11 protein-coding genes and 3 pseudogenes are annotated in these 18,812 nt (G+C 67.7%); 5 read left to right on the forward strand and 9 right to left on the reverse strand.

Going from position 1 to position 18,812, the window contains the following annotated elements; genetic code table 11:
- Positions 1–203 precede the first annotated feature (203 nt).
- Positions 204–652: pseudogene (locus O3W51_RS43800) on the reverse strand (IS701 family transposase); the annotation flags it as partial.
- A 350-nt stretch (positions 653–1,002) separates the two neighbouring features.
- Between O3W51_RS43800 and O3W51_RS43805 the strand changes: the two are divergent.
- Entirely contained in the window at positions 1,003–2,250 is a 1,248-nt protein-coding gene (locus tag O3W51_RS43805) for a sensor histidine kinase (RefSeq protein WP_198359002.1), read from the forward strand.
- Between the two features lie 50 nt (positions 2,251–2,300).
- Positions 2,301–2,892: pseudogene (locus O3W51_RS43810) on the forward strand (LuxR C-terminal-related transcriptional regulator).
- 62 nt (positions 2,893–2,954) lie between these two features.
- Here O3W51_RS43810 and O3W51_RS43815 read toward each other — a convergent pair.
- The 3 genes and pseudogenes from O3W51_RS43815 to O3W51_RS43825 form a co-directional block, all read right to left on the reverse strand.
- Positions 2,955–3,285, reverse strand: a pseudogene (locus O3W51_RS43815) (IS701 family transposase); the annotation flags it as partial.
- Positions 3,286–3,291: 6 nt separating this feature from the next.
- Complete coding sequence (locus tag O3W51_RS43820; RefSeq protein WP_198359000.1) at positions 3,292–4,398, reverse strand: helix-turn-helix domain-containing protein; 1,107 nt, start codon at positions 4,396–4,398, stop codon at positions 3,292–3,294.
- A 217-nt stretch (positions 4,399–4,615) separates the two neighbouring features.
- Complete coding sequence (locus O3W51_RS43825) at positions 4,616–5,002, reverse strand: hypothetical protein (RefSeq protein WP_269289381.1); 387 nt, start codon at positions 5,000–5,002, stop codon at positions 4,616–4,618.
- Between the two features lie 532 nt (positions 5,003–5,534).
- Between O3W51_RS43825 and O3W51_RS43830 the strand changes: the two genes are divergently transcribed.
- Positions 5,535–5,738: a cold-shock protein gene (locus O3W51_RS43830; RefSeq protein ID WP_164293062.1), complete on the forward strand. Its 204-nt coding sequence runs from the start codon at positions 5,535–5,537 to the stop codon at positions 5,736–5,738.
- 943 nt (positions 5,739–6,681) lie between these two features.
- On the opposite strand, the gene O3W51_RS43835 is transcribed toward O3W51_RS43830, so the two are convergent.
- The 3 genes from O3W51_RS43835 to O3W51_RS43845 all read right to left on the reverse strand — a co-directional run bounded on the left by O3W51_RS43835 (position 6,682) and on the right by O3W51_RS43845 (position 10,448).
- Positions 6,682–7,578 carry an SDR family NAD(P)-dependent oxidoreductase gene (locus O3W51_RS43835; protein WP_269289384.1) on the reverse strand — a complete coding sequence of 299 codons (897 nt, stop codon included), beginning with the start codon at positions 7,576–7,578 and terminating at the stop codon, positions 6,682–6,684.
- A 2-nt stretch (positions 7,579–7,580) separates the two neighbouring features.
- Entirely contained in the window at positions 7,581–9,035 is a 1,455-nt protein-coding gene (locus O3W51_RS43840) for a flavin-containing monooxygenase (protein ID WP_269289387.1), read from the reverse strand.
- A gap of 816 nt (positions 9,036–9,851) precedes the next feature.
- On the reverse strand, positions 9,852–10,448 hold the full coding sequence (locus tag O3W51_RS43845; RefSeq protein WP_198359005.1) for an ATP-binding cassette domain-containing protein: 597 nt from the start codon (positions 10,446–10,448) through the stop codon (positions 9,852–9,854).
- 899 nt (positions 10,449–11,347) lie between these two features.
- On the opposite strand from O3W51_RS43845, the gene O3W51_RS43850 reads away from it, so the two are divergent.
- Together O3W51_RS43850 and O3W51_RS43855 are read left to right on the forward strand one after the other, a co-directional pair.
- Entirely contained in the window at positions 11,348–15,082 is a 3,735-nt protein-coding gene (locus tag O3W51_RS43850; RefSeq protein WP_269289388.1) for a S8 family serine peptidase, read from the forward strand.
- 137 nt (positions 15,083–15,219) lie between these two features.
- Entirely contained in the window at positions 15,220–16,209 is a 990-nt protein-coding gene (locus tag O3W51_RS43855) for a helix-turn-helix domain-containing protein (RefSeq protein ID WP_198358995.1), read from the forward strand.
- A gap of 80 nt (positions 16,210–16,289) precedes the next feature.
- On the opposite strand, the gene O3W51_RS43860 is transcribed toward O3W51_RS43855, so the two are convergent.
- Together O3W51_RS43860 and O3W51_RS43865 are read right to left on the reverse strand one after the other, a co-directional pair.
- Complete coding sequence (locus O3W51_RS43860) at positions 16,290–17,816, reverse strand: NAD(P)-binding protein (RefSeq protein WP_198358994.1); 1,527 nt, start codon at positions 17,814–17,816, stop codon at positions 16,290–16,292.
- A 153-nt stretch (positions 17,817–17,969) separates the two neighbouring features.
- A partial coding sequence (locus O3W51_RS43865) for a neprosin family prolyl endopeptidase (RefSeq protein WP_269289390.1) occupies positions 17,970–18,812 on the reverse strand: 843 nt, incomplete at its 5' end.

An 18,812-nucleotide genomic window follows, 5' to 3' on the forward strand; every position in this document is an offset into this window, starting at 1 on the left:
GGGCGACGGCGCATGCCAGCCGGTGAACGATGTCGGAAAGCCGTGTGCGGGAGAACTGCATGCACGGTTTGAAGCGGCGGGGACTGGAAACGGAGCGTCAGCCACCGCGCCAGTCCCCGACCCTACTCAATGGACCCACAGAAATGCCGCTGAGACGGCGGTACATCATTGTTGCGTAGTACTCCAGCTGTAGATGGTGATCTTCACGCTTCGGCGGGTTGTCGTCGGTAGTGGCTGGCTCGGGATCTAGCCTGGTGGCGACGTCGCCAGTGAGACCAGTCGAGCCGATGAGCGACATGGTGGATGGGGCGGACCACGAGAGCGATGAACAGGCGCTGGATCTCGTTGCTCGTGAGCGGTACGAGATCTCCGGATGCAGGCTGACGGTTGTGTTCGTCTGCGCGTACGACCGCGAGGAAGGCGTGCGCGAGCATGGCCAAGGTGACCCACCGCGACCAGGAGGTATAGCGGCGGACCTGGTGCTCATCCAGGCCCGCCAAGCCCTTTCCGGACTGGAAGAACTCCTCCACTCGCATCGCGCACCGGCGACCCGGACCAAGGTGGTGAGCGGGACCGGCATGGGCGAGTAGCAGCGGTAGAAGGCGAGTTCGCCGGTGTTCGGGTTGCGGCGGATCAGCAGTTGACTGCTACCGGAGACCGAAGCGTCATCTGACAACGCGCGACGGCCAGTCAGCACAAGCCAACCTCTCGGCATCCAGCCGCCTTCACCAGCAAGATCGCGATCTACAGCTGGATTATTAGGGGCAGGGCTGATGTGTCTAGCAGGCTGAAGCACAGTTTGATGACGATGCTCACCGGGGTATAGTGCCTGTTCCACCGGGCCCGGTCTACCTGCCGGCAGCCAGCAGAAGCCGACCTACCGACCCGAGATGCTGTCCGCCCACAGGCCAAGATCAAGATCTACAGCTGGTACTAGGTTCACCATGAGATCGGGTACAGGTTTCATGGCACCGTCCTCCTTCGGTGCCCTAGCGTCGTGCCATGACGATTCCAGCTGGACTGAGACGCACGGTCCTCCGGGCGCGGCGGGACAGCGGCTTTCTTGCCGCTGGTGTGCTGCCGCACCTGGCGCTGGTGCCCGTGTGGGCCTGGGCGGCGACGACTACCGCCAGGACGGGGAACTGGCTCCTTACGGTTTCCATGTCGGCCGCCCTGGTCCTGCTCGGCACCCCGGTGCTGACGGCCGTTCAGCGGGCTCGCTACCGGGTGCTCATCGGTGTGGACGTCCCCCGGCTCACCCCCACCGCGCCGGAACAATGGACGTGGGCCTCGACCGCCCGGTGGCTCGCGGCGACGCGGCCTTGGCGCAAGATCGGCTACCACCTCCTGCTGGGCCCGCTGCTCGCGCTGCTGGAGCTGCTGGTGCTCGCGGTGACAGCGGCGTGCCTGGCGGGCGTCATCGCCTACGCCTGGTCAGGGGCGCTGCCAACCGGAATCCGCCAGGACTGGTTCGGCTACCTGACCCAGCTGCCGGCTTACACAGCGGCTGGACTCCTCCTCCTGTGCGCCCTGCCCTGGACCGCGCGTGCAGTAGCCCGGGCCGAGGCGCGGCTGGCGTTGGGCCTGCTCGGGCCCAGCCGGGCGCAGCGGCTCCAGGAGCGGGTCGATCAGCTGGCCGTGAGCCGGACCGACTTGATCGAGGCCGTCGACGCGGAGCGCCGCCGGATCGAGCGCGACCTGCACGACGGAACCCAGCAGCGGTTGGTGTCTCTCGCGGTCAACCTGGGTCTGGCCATTGCCACCCGCCCGGACCTGCCGAGTGATGCCCGCGAGGTGATCGCGAGAGCGCACCTGGAGGCGAAGGAGGCGATCGCCGAACTGAATGACCTGGTGCGGGGGCTGCACCCGGCCGTGCTCGAAGACCGAGGTCTGGACGCGGCGTTGTCCGGGCTGGCTGCCCGCACGCCCCTGCCGGTGCGGCTGCGGATCAATCTGGAGGAGCGGGTGGCACCCAACGTGGAGTCGGTTGCGTACTTCGTGATCTCTGAGGCGCTGACCAATGCAACGAAGCACGCCAACGCGATGCGTGCAGAGGTGATAGTCCATCAGGTCGGCGAGGTGCTGCGAGTGCGCGTTACCGACGACGGGCTGGGCGGTGCCGACGCCGCCGCCGGCACGGGGCTGACCGGGCTGGCCAAGCGGGTCGGCTCCCTCGACGGGGCCTTCCACGTCAGCAGCCCCGTTGGCGGGCCCACCACCATCACCGCGGAGCTGCCGTGCGCGCGGTGATCGCCGAGGATTCGGTGTAGTTGCGGGTCGGCCTGATCAAGGTGCTGGAGATGGGCGGCTTCCAGGTCGCCGCAGAAGCCGGCGACGCGGAGGGGCTGTTGGCAGCAGTGGCGGAGCACCGGCCCGAACTTGCCTTGATCGACGTCCGGATGCCGCCCGGCTTCACCGACGAGGGGGTGCGGGCGGCGATGGAGATCCGTCGGCGCTGGCCGGGGACGCCGGTAGTGCTGCTTTCGCAGTACGTGGAGGAGCGGTACGCGGCTGACCTGCTGTCTGCGAACAGCAGCGGTGTGGGCTACCTGCTCAAGCAGCGGGTTGCCGATGTCGCCGACTTCGTGGAGGGGTCCGGCGAGTGGCGGACGGGGCACGGCCCTGGACCCGCAGGTCGTCGCCCAGTTGCTGCTGCTGCGGCGGCGCGACAGCGACCCGCTCGCGCGGCTGACCCCCCGCGAACGGGAGGTGCTCGGCCTGTCGGCCGAGGGGCGCTCCAATGCCGGCATCGCGCAGGCGCTGGTGGTCAGCAAGAGCGCCGTGGCGAAGCACATCAACAACATCTTCGCCAAGCTTGACCTGCCCGTGGTCGACGCGGACCACTGCCGCGGCCTGGCCGTGCTGCAGTTCCTCGGAGCGCCCCGGGCTTGACCTTCCCATCCGTGATCACGATCTACTGCTGGAGTAAGTACTCCAGCAGTAGATCGCGATCTTCATGTCTGGGTGGCGGCTTGTCGCTGATAGTGACTTCTTTGTGCTCGGGCTTGGCCAGTGGGACCAGCGGAGGCGATGTGTTGGGTCATGGCGGTGTTGGACCGTGAGGTGGATGAACAGGTGTTGGATCTCGTTACAGGTCAGGGGGATCAGGTCACCGGTACTGGCTGCGCGGGTGTGTTCCTCGGCTCGAACGACCGCGAGGGAGGCATGGGCGAGCATCGCCAGGGTGACCCAGCGGGTCCAGGACGTGAAGCAGCGGACCTGGTGTTTGTCGAGGCCGGCCAGGCCCTTCTCGGTCTGGAACGTCTCCTCCACACTGCGGGAGCCGATTAATCATCCGGCCTGGTCAAGCGCAGGTTGGTACTCGTGGAGGATTCCGCCGAGTCGGTCTCTTCGGCGGACCTCCAGGTGTCTGACGTGTTCCGGCGCGCTGGTTGGCTCGGGGAGCGGGCGGAGTGGAGCTGCTTGTCTCAGGGTTCGGTGGGTTCGGTGTTGGTTGTAGTAGGTCTCGAACTCGTGGAGCGACGCATGCAGAAGGTGCCTGTGGTTCCAGATCAGGGTTCGGTCGAGGAGTTCGTGCCGGCAGGTTTGGATCCAGCGCTCCATGGTGGAGTTCATGCGCGGTACTCGGATGCCGCTCCGGACGGTCTCGAGTCCTGCGTCGGTGAGCATGGCGTCGAAGGCGGCGGTGAACTTGGAGTCGCGGTCGCGAATCAGCAAGCGGGCGTTGCTGCCTGCGTCTTCGAGGTCCATGACGAGGTTGCGTCCGAGCTGGGCCACCCACTGTGCGGTGGGGTGTGCGGTCACACCCAGGATCCGGATGCGCCGGGTGGAGTGCTCGATGACCGCGAAGACGTACAAGTGTGCCCCGATCAGGGTGCGGGTCTCGAAGAAGTCGCAGGCGAGCAGAGCGTGTGCCTGGCTGCGCAGGAAGTCGGCCCAGGTGGTGTCCTGTCGTTGCGGCGCGGGTGGGATGCCGTGCTCCTTGAGGATTTCCCAGACGGTGGAGGCGGTGACCTTGATACCCAGGGCTGCGAGCTCGCCGTGGATGCGCCGGTATCCCCAGGAAGTGTTCTCTCGGGCGAGGCGCAGGACCAGGGCGCGGATCGAGCGGGCGGTGGGTGGTCGTCCACGCCGCTTCGGCACGCAGGATACGGCATGGCGCCGTTCGAGCAGGTTGCGGTGCCAGCGCATGATCGTGTCGGGGCGTACCAGCAGCAGGAGCTGGCGCAGTTTGTTCATAGGGAGGTGGTGGAGCAGGCCCGCGAGGATGGCGCGGTCGGTGTCGGTGAAGGTGGGCTTGCCGACCTGGCGCTGTAGAACCAGCAGCTGGTGTCGCAGGGCAAGGATCTCGATGTCCTTGTCGCGGTCGCTCATCGGCAGCAGGCGCAGGAAGGCGAAGGCGTTGGTCGCGGCGAGGTAGGCCAGACGAAGCAGCACGACAGATCATGATGCCGCTGACGCCCTGCGGGTAAAGACATCAGAGGTGGGGGACAGCCACAGTGGATACCGGCGATCAAGACCGCGGCCTGGGCGGATGGTTAATCGGCACCCGCAGTGTCCGGGATTGTTTCCTCCTGGTGGGCGGGGGTCAGCGACGGTCGGCCTCGGCTCGGCGGCCTGCCCGCAGTTGATGAGGTCGGATTGCTGCCACGGTTCATCGGCGGCGTCCGGCGCCCGGGACCGCCCAGTGGATGGTCGGTGCGTAGGTGGGCTTCGGCGGGATCGGCCAGGCCGACGGCGGCGACGTGGGGGGTGCCGGACTGCGCTGCGGCGATCGGCCGGCGGCGGCCTGCGCGAGGCGGCTGCGGCGCTCCAGCACCCCGTCCGGCAAAGCGGGCCGCAGGGGGCTGACCGGGGTTGCAGGGTCGAGGGAGAGGTCGGCGTGCACGGCATATCCGTGACTGCGAAGATCCTTTACAGCCTGGCGTGTGCGGCGGGGGCCGTCACGCTCGGGTTTGCTGAGCCGGAACAGCCTGGGCTGGTGGGGGACGGGCTCGAACTGCTCGCAGGCCAGGAACCATTCGGCGAGGTGCGGGGTCACGGAGGGGGTGAAGGAGGCGACGAAGCCGTGTTCGTCGTGGGTGCCCTGCCGAAGACGAAGTGGGTGCCAGGGTCCAAAGGGGCGGGGCTCTCCTCACGTTGGTGGTGGTTGCGGGACGGTCCTGTTCGCCTGACGCGATGGCGACGATGCCCGCGTCCCGGCTGTAGGTCAGGGTGATCTGCACGTCAGACATGGGTCAGGGCCTCGGGTAGGGTCCGCGACTTCGCGCGCAATGGTTCCTGCGAGAGCGCTGGAATTCGGGCTACGCGAGCGCCGCATGTGTCAGCTTTTGGTACGCAATCGGCTTTGGCCGTCAGCTGGTTGGTGACTACGGGTGGCACATCAGTAGTCGAGACGAAGGTCGGTTTGACCAGCCGGGGGTTTCCGGCTGTAGACGATTTGGTGCTTGGCTCAGTCGGGGAGGCGAGCCTCGTACGCGTCGGCCGTGCGGCCGACCTCTGGCTGTTTGAGCAGTCCGCCCTGGGGGGTAGTTTGTCCGAGATGACGCGTTTCTACCTTTGAGGAGTCAGACATGGCGCAGGGCACGGTGAAGTGGTTCGACGGTGAGAAGGGGTTCGGGTTCATCACGGTGGACGACGGGGGGAAAGACGTCTACGTCCACTTCTCCGAGATTCAGAGCAACGGCTACCGATCGCTGGAGGAGAACCAGCGCGTCGAGTTCGACGTCACACAGGGGCCCAGGGGACCACAGGCTTCAGGTGTGCGAGTCATCTGACGGCTCAGGAGCGAACCGATAGGAGTCGCTGACCGCCCGGTGCTGCCCGCGCTCCGCACAGCCGTGTTGGGGTGGCATGGAGGACGGGCAGCGCGAACTCAGCGGAGATCGAAGGAGCCTCAGGAAGGGCCGCTACCGAACGTAGTCATTGTCAGCGGGATCGCGGATTTGCCAATCCGTTGTCACCCAAGCGCCTTCATTATCAGGGAAGTCGCGGATCCTAGACCTCGTGTAGGGAGCGCGCTTTCGTGAGCACCGGCTCCTGCGGAAACGCTGGTTTCCGCGAGAGGTGAGCAGAGGGCGTGTCGGCTGATGATGAGCAGAACGGCCCGCCGTACTCAAAAGAGCGGTCGCTCTCGGTGACGCACCGAGGATCCGGGCATGGCCACGAGGCCAGAGTTTGTGCGGTTCGTATGGGCTCCACGGGAAGCTCGTCGGGGGCTCGGGTGAACTTCAATGGTCGCGACGATCGCCGGTTACCCCAACCGGCGATCGTCGTCTATGTTGCGGTCGCTCGGCTGGTGCGGTCGTGCTTATACGGGCCCTCCGGCACTGCTGCGACCACGAACGCGCACCTGAGCTGAGTCACTCGTCACCTGGGCGTCCATCACGCTTATGACGAGGCGTCTCACCCGCCGAGCGAAGAACTCCGGGCGGCCGGTACGGCTCATGCAAGGTCATCCGGCGGATGAGCGTTTGTCGGGGTTAGTCGACTCTGAGTTCGCGGGCTGCAATAGGGCTGCGTGGTTCGTGTTCTCTGCGGGAGGCTCGTGGTTGTGGTGAGCTTCCATGGTCGCGACGATCACCGGTTGCCCAAACCGACGATCCTTGGCTATGTGGCCGCCGCTTGTCGGTGGCGCCCCGCCCGGGCCGCCGCCGACCGCCATGGCATCGAGAGCGCACCAGGCGCTACGCCTCAGTGACGGACATGACGGCGCGAAGGTCACCCCAGGCGGCGGCACGACATCTGGGCCTGGTGCGCAGGGTCAGTCGCTGTCGTGACAGCACGCTTCGGGTCGGCAGGTAGGGCTGCGTGAGCAGCGGTGCTGAGGGCGCGTGCTGTGAGCATGTGGTTGAGCTTGTCGGCGAGGCGGGGTGCGTGCCGGTTGAGGCGATCGTAGGCGCGTGCGCGGGCGGGGGCGATGATGACGGCTTTATTGCGGGTGAGGCGGGTGAGGATGTGCTGAGCCAGGCGTTCGGGTGGGTAGGGCCAGGGGTGCAGGGTGCGTATGAGGGTTTTTGCGTCGGCTGCGAGGGCTGTTGCGGGCAGGTCCGGGTTGAGGTGGTCGAGGATGGGGGTATCGACCAGGCTGGGGCACACGACGTTGACGCGGATGTTGTACCGGGCGGCCTCGGCGCGAAGTCCCAGGCTCATGCCGACGACGGCGTGTTTGCTGGCGATGTAGGGGCTGAGCCCGCCGATGGCGACGCGGCCGGCGATGGATGCGGTGTTGATGATCTGGCCGTGCCCCTGTTCGATCATCAGGGTGTAGCAGGCGCGGACGCCGTGCACGACGCCGAAGAAGTTGACGTCCATGGCGCGTTGCCAGTGGGCGAGGCTGAGTGTTTCGGTGGCACCACAGGTGACGATGCCGGCGTTGTTGAAGACCATGTCCAGGCGGCCGTGGCGCTCGAAGACGCCCTGGTAGGTGCGGGTGACGGCGTCGGGGTCGGTGACGTCGAGAACGAGTGATTCCCGTCGGGGGCCGTCGGGGCCGGGGTGCAGGTCCGCGGAAACTACGGTGATCCCGCGGTGGGTGAGTGCGTCGCACAGGGCCAGGCCGATGCCGGAGGCGCCGCCGGTGACGAGTGCGACGGCGGGGGCGGGGAAGGCGGGCACTATCAATTCTCCTGGTGCAGGTGGTAGTGGCCGCGGCGGGGGGAGCGGGTGCGCAGCCAGTACGCGACGGTGGACTTCGGCCACATGACGCGGTTGGTGCCGGTGCGGTCGAGGTACCAGCTGTCGCAGCCGCCGGTGGTCCATACGCTGCGGCGTGAGCGGCGTTGGATGTCGTCCTCGAAGCGTTGCTGTGCGTCGGCCCGCACATCCAGGGAGCGGGCTCCGGTCCTGTCCAGGAGACGCAGGCAGCGCAGGATGTAGTGCATCTGGGCTTCAGCCATGAACAGCACCGAGGTGTGTCCGGCAGCGGAGTAGGGGCCAAGCAGGAGGAACATGTTGGGAAAGCCGGCCACGTTCACCCCGAGGTAGGAGCTCAGTCCGGTGCTCCACACCTGTGCCAGATTGCGTCCGTGGGTACCAGTGATGTCCAGCCGGGCGTATTCGTCGATGACGTCGTACCGGGTCGCGCAGATGATCACGTCCGTCGGGTGCCGTGTGCCGTCTTGGGTGACGATCTCGTGTCCGCGGATCTCGCTGATCGGCTCGCTGACGGCGCGCACGTGGGGCTGGCGCAGTGCGGGCAGAAAGTCACTGGAGAGCAGGATGCGCTTGCAGCCGATGCGATAAAGCGGGGTCAGCGCCTTTCGCACGTCCGGGGCGTGCACGTGCCGGTGCAGGTGCCGGCGTGCGACGGCTTCTGCCAGCCGGCCCAGACGGGGCAGGGCGTACATGACCGGACCGCGGACTTCCAGGCTCCAGTAGGCCGCGGCCCGGCGAAGCCGCTGCAGTCCTGGCAGGCGCCGGGTGAGCCCCTGTTCCCAGAGACGGTGGGTGCGTTGCAACCGGGGCAGGATCCAGGCCGGTGTGCGTTGGAAGACGTTCAACTGGGCTGCCTGGATGGCGATGTGGGGTACGACTCGAATGGCGCTGGCGCCCGTTCCGATCACCGCGACCCGTTTGCCCTGCAGCTCGCACGTGTGATCCCACTGGGAGGTGTGGAACGCCGTCCCGGTGAAGGAGTCGAGGTTCGGCATGAGCGGTTTGCTCAGTCCGCCGGTGGCCAGGATCAAAAACCGTGTCCGGTATTGACCGTGTGCGGTGTGGAGGGTCCAGCGCTGGGTGTCCTTGTCGAAGGCAGCTGTGAGCATCTCGCGCCGGTAGGCGATGTGCTCTTTGATGCCGAAGTCCCGCACGCATTGCCGCAGGTAGGCCCAGATCTCTTCTTGCGGGGGGTAGGTGGAGGACCAGGGGTGGTGAGGGGTGAAGGAGAATGAGTAGAAGGTGGCCGGCACGTCGGCCCCGCAGCCGGGGTAGGTGTGGTCGCGCCAGACCCCTCCTACATCTTCGCCCTTCTCCAGGACAAGGAAGTCGCGTAGCCCGGCCAGGCACAGCTTGATGGCCATGCCGATGCCGCTGAACCCGCCGCCCACGATGACAGTCTCGTGTTCGCTGATCATCCGCGTACCGCCCGAATGGCCGCTTCGGCCCCCGCCGCACCGCTCGGCGCCGTGGGTGTGCGATGGCCGAACGAGCGGGTCTTGTAGTAGAAGGCCAGCATTCCCGCGGCGCAGGACAGGGCGCACCAGACCAGGGCCCGCGCTGCCGTCCAGCCGGGATCGGTATGGGTGAGGGCTGCGGCGTTGACCGCCTGAGCCGGCCCGTAGAGCGGTAGGCCCCCAGGCCGGTCTGCTGGGCGTGGGGGTTGGTGACGGGGTTCTGCAGGCTGGTGTCGAGGAACGTCGTCATGACGATGAGGAAGAACCCCTCCAACTCCCCGCGCACCAACGAGCCCGCCAGGATGCCGAGGCCGCCGTAAGCGAGGGCCGCGGTGGCCAGACCAGCGCACAAAGGTGCGGGCTGCAGGACGGGCCACGACAGTCGTAGCAGCACGGTCGCGTACAGGGACAGCACCACGGATGCTCCAGTCAAGGTGGTGACCTTGGCGAGCACCAGTTGCGGGCGGGGATAGCCCGCCAGCACCAGGCGTTCGTCCATGTCCCGGGCCGTGAACGTCGCCCGGAACATCATGAAACCGCAGATCACTGTGAGCGCGTGCAGAGCGCTGCTGATTTGAAAGATCCTGTCGATGGTGCTGGAAGCCTCGGTGCCCACCGCCCGCAAGTAAAAGACGACCGCAGTGGGATACGCGGTCACTTTGACTACCCAGATCCACACGGGAACGAAGAACACCGCCATGAGCAGGGCGAGTCGGTCGCGAACAAGACTCAGCACGGCGAACTGCAAGGCCACCGCATAGGCAGCCCAGGCACGGGTCACAGCGCCGCTACCCTCTCTTCAAGCAGCCCGTCGCACAGCTGGTACACCGCGTCGAAGTGCCGCAGGTCATCGGGAATGTGGGAAACCACGACCACGGAGCGGCCTTGGGCGCGCAGATGTCCTGCCAGTTCCCAAAACCTCTGGTGGGTGTCCCAATCGAAGCCCTGATACGGCTCGTCCAGCACTAGCAACGCCGGCTCGTGCATCAACGCGAGAGTGAGGTTCAACTTCTGCCGCGTTCCGCCGCTCAACTCGCCAGCGCGTCGGCGTCGGCAGTCGGCGAACGCCAAAACGTCCATCAACTCATACGCGGGACGTAGGTTCGTCTGTCGGTGAGCGATCTGGAAGAGCCGCAGATGCTGATCGACGGTGAGCATGTCGTTCACCACGGCCCGCTGAGGGCAGAATCCGACGGCTCCGAACCGCTCGACCCGCCCGGCGTCAGCAACCGTCCGTCCCACAGCGATCTGCAGCAGAGTGCTCTTGCCGGCACCGTTCTCACCGACCACGCCCGTCAACGTCCCGGGAAAAACCTCCAAATCGACTCCACGCAACACCGCACGCCTGCCGTACGCCTTGCACACACCGCTCATCCGTAGACGAACCTGCGTTTCCACCGACCTCACCCTGCTAACAAGTACGCCGTTCCGGTGCTGGTCAACGATCAAGGGGCAGCGAAGACACCGCAGGGCCGCCAAGGTCGAGAAGCTCATGCGCGAGCCCGTGCGACCGACAGCCTTCGTCAACTTGCCGGGTCCGGTGGAAGCCCAACCACCAACTCGTAACCCGCATGCTTCACCCGCCGCATCCAAGAACTGCGCGCAGGTTCCGGGCGTTGGAGATCTGAGGAATCGCTTAGTGGGCGGGGCCTTTCATCAGATAGAGCGGCTTCGGATCATGGCTGGAAACCGGCGGTTCCGCGCCGTCTGCGAATGGTGCGGACTCACCCAAGTCGTCCTGCCGCGGCCTGCACGATCCTCCGGAATCGATCGTGATCAGTACTTCCCGGGCGCGTACAGCCGGGTGCCGACAACTGCGGAGAGATCCGCAGCGATACGCACCTCAACCGCGCGGAGTTGAGGATGCGTCAGCCAATGGATGCGGGGATGGTCCGGCGCTCCATTGAAATGCGGCGGCCAGGAAGTGGCCGGAGTGAAGTCGTCGATCACCACCGTCCCGCCGGGAACGAGCAGGTCTCCTGGATCAGCGACACCGTTGCCCCATTCCGAGCCCCACAGGGTCACGCTGTGCGGCGGATCGGCCGTGGGCCGGTACCGCCCGGACGGTGTTCTCGACCTGCACGTGGCGCTCGTCACCGGGCCGCGAGCGGTCGACAAGGGCTTCGTGCTGCAACCGCCGACTGACTGACCACGTGCGGAAAGTGCGGTCTTGCCAAGATTCGCGCGATTTACGGCCGACAAGTCTTTGCCATGGCGAGGACTTGCCGCCATCGGGCCTTCACGTCGTCGATACCGGCCGATAGACCCATGGCATGTCCTCCCTCTCGCAACATTCCGCCTTCCGCCGCAGGCGCTGGCAGCTGATCGCGGCCGTCACCGCGGTGCCGCTGCTGGCGTCGGGGCTCGCGGTAATGCAAGCGCCCGCACAGGCCGCTCCGAGCAAGCCCACCGTTCCCGCCAAGCCCTCGGCGACCCACAAGGTCACCCTGGTCACTGGCGACATCGTCACGGTCACCACGATGGCCGACGGCAAGCAGACCGCCGACGTCGACCGGCCGGACAGCGCCGTCGGCGGCGTAAAGATCCAGGAAATCAAGGGCGACCTGTTCGTCATTCCGGACGAGGTGGTGCCGCTGTTGGGCATGGACAAGCTGGACCGGCGGCTGTTCAACGTCACCGACCTGATCGAGATGGGCTACGACGACGCGAAGTCGGCCGCGGTGCCCCTGATCGCGACCTACACCCAGCCGAAGTCTCGCTCGGCCGTTGAGCCGACAGCCCCCCGCGGCAGCAAGCTGACCCGAAAGCTCAAGGGCATCCACGGCGCCGCCCTCAGCACCGAGAAGCGGCAGGCCCGCACCTTCTGGACCACCGTCGCGCCGCAGGGCAGCGCGACGTTGGGCGCGGGCGTGGCGAAGCTGTGGCTCGACGGCCGCGTGAAGGTCAACCTGAAGGAGAGCGTGCCGCTGATCGGCGCGCCCGAGGCCTGGGCGGCCGGGTACACCGGCAAGGGCGTCAAGGTCGCACTGCTCGACACCGGCATCGACGTCAACCACCCCGACTTCGCCGGTCTGATCGACGGTACGGTCAGCTTTGTGCCGGGTGAGGCCGTCACCGACGTCAACGGGCACGGCACACATGTGGCCAGCACGATCGTCGGTTCGGGCGCCGCCTCGGGAGGCGACTACAAGGGCGTTGCCCCGAGTGCCGACCTGTTCGTCGGGAAGGTGCTCGGCGGCGCGGAGGGCTCCGGCCAGGACTCCTGGGTCATGGCCGGCATGCAGTGGGCCGCCGAGTTCGGTGCGGACGTCGTCAACATGAGCCTCGGCGACTCCTACCCGACGGACGGCAGCGACCCGATGTCGCAGGAGGTCGACGCGCTGTCCGCGCAGTACGGCACTCTGTTCGTCATCGCCGCCGGCAACGCGGGCCCGGAGAGCATCTCCTCCCCGGGCGCGGCCGCCTCGGCGCTGACCGTGGCCGCCACGGACAAGCAGGACCAGCTCGCGTCCTTCTCCAGCACCGGCCCGCTGGCCAACTCCGGCGGCATGAAGCCGGACATCGCGGCGCCCGGCGTGGACATCACCGCGGCCCGCTCGCAGGACATGACCGACGGTGGTGCGGGCCTTTACCGCACCCTCAGCGGCACCTCGATGGCCACCCCGCACGTGGTCGGCGCGGCGGCGATCCTGGCCCAGCAGCACCCGGACTGGACCGGCGCGCAGCTCAAGGAACACCTGATGAGCACCGCGAAGGGCCTGGACGGCGGGTACTCGCCGTACGAGGTCGGCACCGGCCGTGTCGACGTGGCCGCCGCCGTGCGAACCACGGTCCGCGGCACCGGATCGCTCTTCTTCGGCAACTACACATGGCCGCACGAGCCGAGCGACGTCGCCGTCACGAAGGACCTGACCTTCACCAACGCCGGTTCCACCGAGGTCACGCTGAACCTGGCGCTGACCAATGACGGCGGCCCGTTCGCGCTGGGAGCGACCAAGGTGACCGTCCCGGCGGGCGGTACTGCCGCCGTCCCGGTGACCGGTGACCCGCAAGCCGCCTCGGCAGGCCGGCACGTCGGATACGTGACAGGTACCGATGCGACCACCGGGAAGCCGGTGACCCGCACGTCCGTGGCACTGCTCAAGGAGGAGGAGCGCTACGACCTGAACATCAAGCTGGTCGGCCGGGACGGCAAGCCCGCCGCCGGCTGGGTCGGAATCAACCTGGCCGGCGACTTCTGGCCGTGGACGGTCTACGTCGACGGCTCGACCACCATGCGCATGGCACCCGGCCTGTACACCGTCGCGGGTTACGTCGACGTGGCGGGCGAGAAGGCGGACCGCTCGGGTCTGGCCGTGCTGGTCGCCCCGGAGACCGTGCTCAAGGACCGCTCCGCGAACGTGGTTCTGGACGCGAGCAGGGCACGCCTGCTGCAGACCGAGGCGCCGCAGCGCACCGAGGACCGCCAGCGCAAGGTCGACTTCAACGTCCACTACAAGGGACTCGACCCGTTCATGGACTACCGCAGCGCGTACGTGCTGCCGCCGACGTACGACGACGTCTACGTCGCGCCGACGAAGCCGATGACGCAGGGCGAGTTCATGCTGACCACCCGCTGGCGCAAAGGCGAGCCGCGACTCAGCCTGAGCACGCTGGGTGGCCGGCTCAGCTTCGAGGCACTGGTGCAGGCGGGCAGCGCCCTGGGCACCGCCACGGACAGGCTGGACGCCGTTTACGCGGGCAACGGCGCGGCGGCCGCCTACGGGAAGGTGAGGGCCAAGGGCAAGGTCGTCGTCATCAACCGCAGCGACGAGGTCACGCCGCAGGAACGCACCCAGGCCGCGGTCGCGGCCGGTGCGAAGGCGCTGATCGTGGTCAACGACGGTGTCGGTGCCCTGATGGAGTACGTCGGTGAGTCGACCATCCCGGTCGCCACCGTGCACCGCGACGCGGGCAAGTCCCTTGTCCCGATGGCCAAGGCCGGCATCTTGAAGCTGACCGCACAGCAGACCCAGTACACGCCGTTCGTCTACGACCTGACCCGGGACTACCCCGGCCAGGTGCCGGACCGGGCCCTGGTCTACAAGCCGACCAAGAGTGACCTCGCCCGGATCGATGCCCGCTACTACTCGGCCACGGACGGCGGAGTGGCGGAAGGCTACAGGTCCGACTTCACACTGAGCCCGTCGTTCAACCTCCCCGAGCTCGAGTGGCACCCAGGCACCCGCACCGAATGGGTGACCCCGGGCCAGGTCTGGAGAGAGTTCCACACTCAGGGCGTCGACGGAGCCCTGCCCTGGTCGATGGTGTCGGGCGACAACACGTATGCCAAGGGCAGCACCACCCGTCTGAACTGGTTCGCTCCGGCGACCCGGCCCGGCCAGGGCGAGTCCTTCGGTGTGTACAACTCCCGTTGCCAGAACTACATGACCTGGAACGTGCAGGCGTGGGCCTCCGCCAGCGACAACATGCGGCTGGGGGGCTACCTGCCGTGGGGTGAGACACCGTCCCACCTGCAGGTCTTCCAGGGCAACACGCTGATCCACGACAACCCGAACAGCGGAGACATGCAGTGGGTGGAGGTGCCGGCGGGCAACCTCCCCTTTCGCGCCGTCCTCGACGCGGAGCGGCCTGGTGACGTCTTCCGGCTGTCGACGCGCACACACTCCGAGTGGACCTTCATGTCCGACACGGTCGACTCGGACTTCTTCGAGCGATTCTCGGTGCTGAACCTGAACTACCAGCTGGCGTCGGACCTGCACGGCGACGTCAGGGCCGACGCGACCCAGCAGATCGCGCTCAAGCCGGTGTCGATGGACCTCGGCACCGTGCCGGGCACCGTCACCAAGGTGACGCTGGACGTCTCGTACGACGACGGAGCCACCTGGCAGAAGGTGACACTGACCAAGGTCGCCGGCGGCTACTGGAAGGGTTCGTTCAGGACGGCGAAGAAGCCCGGCGGCTTCATCTCGGTCCGCGCGAGCGCTGGGACGGACAGCGGTTTCAGCGTCAAGAACGAGATCATCCGGGCGTACGGCCTGCGATGAGTCGTACTGTCGGGCCCCGGGGAGGCGACTCCCCGGGGCCCTTCCCGTCACACCTGCTCCCAGCAGGGACTATTCACGGCTTGCCACCATGGCGCATACTCTCCCCGCTGCTGCAAGGGAAAGCGAGTTGGTCGCCGATGCTGGATGTTCTGGGCCTCGAACCCGATGACGAGCGCGTCTACCGAGCCCTGCTCGGGCGGCCGGACTCCACCGCGACGCTGCTGTCGGATCTGCTCGTCGTATCGCGGGCCCACGTCGACAAGGCTTTGTCCCGCCTGGTCGAGTGGGGACTGGTGATCGGGTCGGCGGATGAGCGGTTCACCACCGCGCCGCCGGCCATGGCGCTCGGCGCTCTCATCAGCCAGCGCCGAGACGGGTTGCGCGTGGCCGAGCAGGCACTGGTGACCTTCGCCGAGGAACACCGGGCGGCGATGACCGGGAGCAGCATCAACGATCTGATCGAGGTCGTCACGGGCGTCGACGCCATCCGGCATCGGTTCCTACAGGTGCAGCAGGCAGCTCGCACACAGGTCCGCACCTTCATCACCGCACCGTTCGTGGCCGTACCGCCGGACGAGAACACCGCCGAACCGGTGGCCATCCGCCGCGGCGTGCACTTCCGGGCGGTGCTGGACCGGGCGGTGCTGGCGGAGCCGGGCATCATCACCGATGCGATCGATTCACTGCACAACGGTGTGCAACTGCGGGTCGCCGACCAGCTGCCGATGAAACTCGTGCTGGCCGACACCGACCTCGGCCTTGTCCCGCTCGCGGTCACACCGGCCGGAGAGCCCGGCGCGGTGCTGCTGCACCGCAGCGGCCTGTTGGATGCCCTGGACGCGCTGTTCGAGACGGTATGGCGCACCGCCCACCCGCTCCAGCTGTCGGGCACCGGAGAATCCGAAACCACCATCGAGCACGCTGCGGACGGCCCGACCGACCTCGACCGAAGGATCCTCGCGCTACTGCTGGCCGGCCTGACCGACCCGACGGCCGCGACACAGCTTGGTCTGTCACCGCGCACGCTGCACCGACGGCTGCGCCACCTCATGGACATAGCCGGAGTACGGACCCGGATGCAACTTGGCGGTCACGCCATCCAACACGGCTGGGTAGAGACACACTGAGGGTCCCGCGGCATCGGCAATCTCCCCGCCGCCGACCCGCGAGCGGTGCCCTGCCGTCGCGGTGCGCGGTTCGGTGTCGGTCACCGGTGTTCTCCCGGTGGGGTCGTGGGCATGGGCTCGGGTGGGTGACCGCAGTGGAGGCGGCCGGGGAGTGGGCGGGCGACGAGGCCCTGGCCGGGAAGGTCCAGATAGTCGCAGTCGGTGTCGGACACGACCAGACGCGGTTGCTTGCCGGTGAGGTGGGAGATGACGAAGACGGCGCTGGCCCTGGTGATGTCGCGGGTGTGACCGAGCGGCAGCAGGGACCGGGTCTCCGCTATGGCTTCGTTCTCGCCTGCCCGCAGTACGACGCGGATGCCGGGCGCGGCGCCATGAGCGGCGACGGCGACCGCGACGTTGTCGCGCTCGTCGGATCCCATCGCGGCCAGGGCGCGGGCACGGCGCAGTCCGAGGCGCTGCAGGACACTGCGGTCCTCGGCGTGGGCCAGAACGACGGGTATGCCCAGGGAGCGGGCCAGGCGCAGATTGGCCGCGGTGGGGTTGCGTTCGATGCCGACGACGGGGATACCCAGTTGCAGCAGGGTGTGGCACAGGCGGATGCCGACCTGCCCCAGGCCGACCACCAGGACGTGACCGGAGCGCGGTACGGCCCGCGGGCCGAGGATGCCGACGTGCCGGGAGCCGCTCATGCGGTTGACGAGGCCGGCGGTGAGCAGGGCGGTGAGGCCGACGGTGGTGAGCATCATCGCGGTGGAGACCATCTGGTAGGCGGTGTGACCGCGGTGGTCAGGGGCAGGGCCGACACCGGCGATGACGCGTGCGGCCGCGGCAAGGGCGTACGCGGCGGGTTCGTGGAAGCCGATGGTCGACCAGGCCCAGTCCAGTCCGAGGACGGTGGCGATGCCGGCCAGGCCACCGAGGAGCAGGCGGGCATCGGTGTCGTGAGGGCGTAGTTGTCCGCTCAGGCGCCCGACAAGAGCCTGGCGCCGGGCGGCTGAGCTGTCCCGCCAGGGCGTGCGGACGACAGTGGCGTGTTGCCGGCGTACCGCGGTGGTGGTGCGGCGGTCGGTTCGGAGCAGGGCGAGGGTCGCGGGGTCCGCGCACAGTCCTGCCAAGGTCGGCGCGAGGAGTTCGGCGGGGGACAGTACGGTGCACCGGTGCAGGAGGGTCCGCAGCTGCTCGGCGATGGTGCGGTCGAATACGCAGACCACGAGCGGCACGTCGGGGTGCACGTGGCGGACCGCGAGGGCGTAGCGCAGAGCGGATACGTCATCGTGGACGAGGACGGCGACACCTGGCGGCCCGTCGGCGGTGGCTTGCGCGAGTTCATGGTCGTCCGGTTCGGGAAGGTGGCGTGTGCGGTGCCGGCCCAGTGCCGCGCAGACCCGCCTGGCCAGGCTGGTTGCGCCGATGACGACGAATGTGGCTCCACCCGGGCCGAGGGGTGATGCGCTGCTGCTCGGATACGCCTTCGCGGGCACTGACGTGCCGCAGTCGTCGGACTGATAGGGCTCGCAGTGCTCGCAGCGCCATGCCGCGCAGCCGGAGCAGCGGTGCAGTGCCTGCCCGCAGTGGCATCGCGGGGCGGCGGGGGCGGATGCATCCATTGGCTGATCCCCTATGTGCGGCACGTGGGTTGGTTGCGGTACGGGGTGGGCGGGGTGCGGGGCCGGTTGACGGGATGTGAGCACCGGCCCCGCGGCTTGCGGTGTGCCGCGGTTGTCAGCGGGTGCTGTGACCGTCGGCGGTCACCGCGGTCTTCAGCACCGGCCGCTGCCGGACCCGCCGAGGCGGAAGGAGGTGGCCTTGGCCTTGCCGTAGGTGTAGAGCTGGGGGCTGCTGGCGCTCACGGTGAAACGAGGCTTGTCCGCGGCCTTGTACAGGCGGTAGTCGGATATCCATGAGGCGCGGGGGGAGGCGCCAGGTCGTCCGTTGCCCATGTCGGTACAGGAGGGGACGTCGGCGGTGTTGGCGGCGACTTCGCCGAAGGCGGTGACGACCTGGGCCCGGGAGTAGGTGCCCTTCCACAAGGAGCCGGGGAAGTATCCGACGTCGTGGTGGTCGTAGGAGATCCACCAGTCGCCGCCGATGTTGCGGATCGCGAAGTCGGCAGCATGGCCGGGGCGCAGGGCCATCCCGGCGGTGAACTTGGTGGACACGGGGACGAAGCCACAGCCGTTGTAACAGGACGTCTGGCCGTCGACCCAGTGGTAGACGAACAGGTGCGGTTTGCTGTCGCCGTTGAGCTGGGGGTCGACGGTCCAGCCGACCTCGACGGTGGAGACCCGGTTGGTGTCCTGCAGGGCGAGCTCCTGAAGGGAATGTTCGCCGATCTGTGTGGGGTTGACCTCAGGATCTGAGATCTCCATCCGGACCGCCGCGCCGGCGGTGTCGGTGGTCTGGCGGCCGTAGACGTAGTCGTAGCAGGCGCCGAACCAGCAGGTGGGGCCGGTCGGGGTGGTCGCGTCGGCGGCAGGCGGGACAGTCGGGGCACTGGAGGTGGCGGTGGCGGGTGTCGTTTCGGTGGCGTGTGCCGGCGACCCGGGCAGCACGGCGAGGGCGGCGGCAGCGGCGAGGCCGACCGCGAAGGAGGTGCGTCGGTG

It is taken from the genome of Streptomyces sp. H39-C1 (assembly GCF_027158125.1).
In the GTDB taxonomy this organism is placed as follows: domain Bacteria; phylum Actinomycetota; class Actinomycetes; order Streptomycetales; family Streptomycetaceae; genus Actinacidiphila; species Actinacidiphila fildesensis.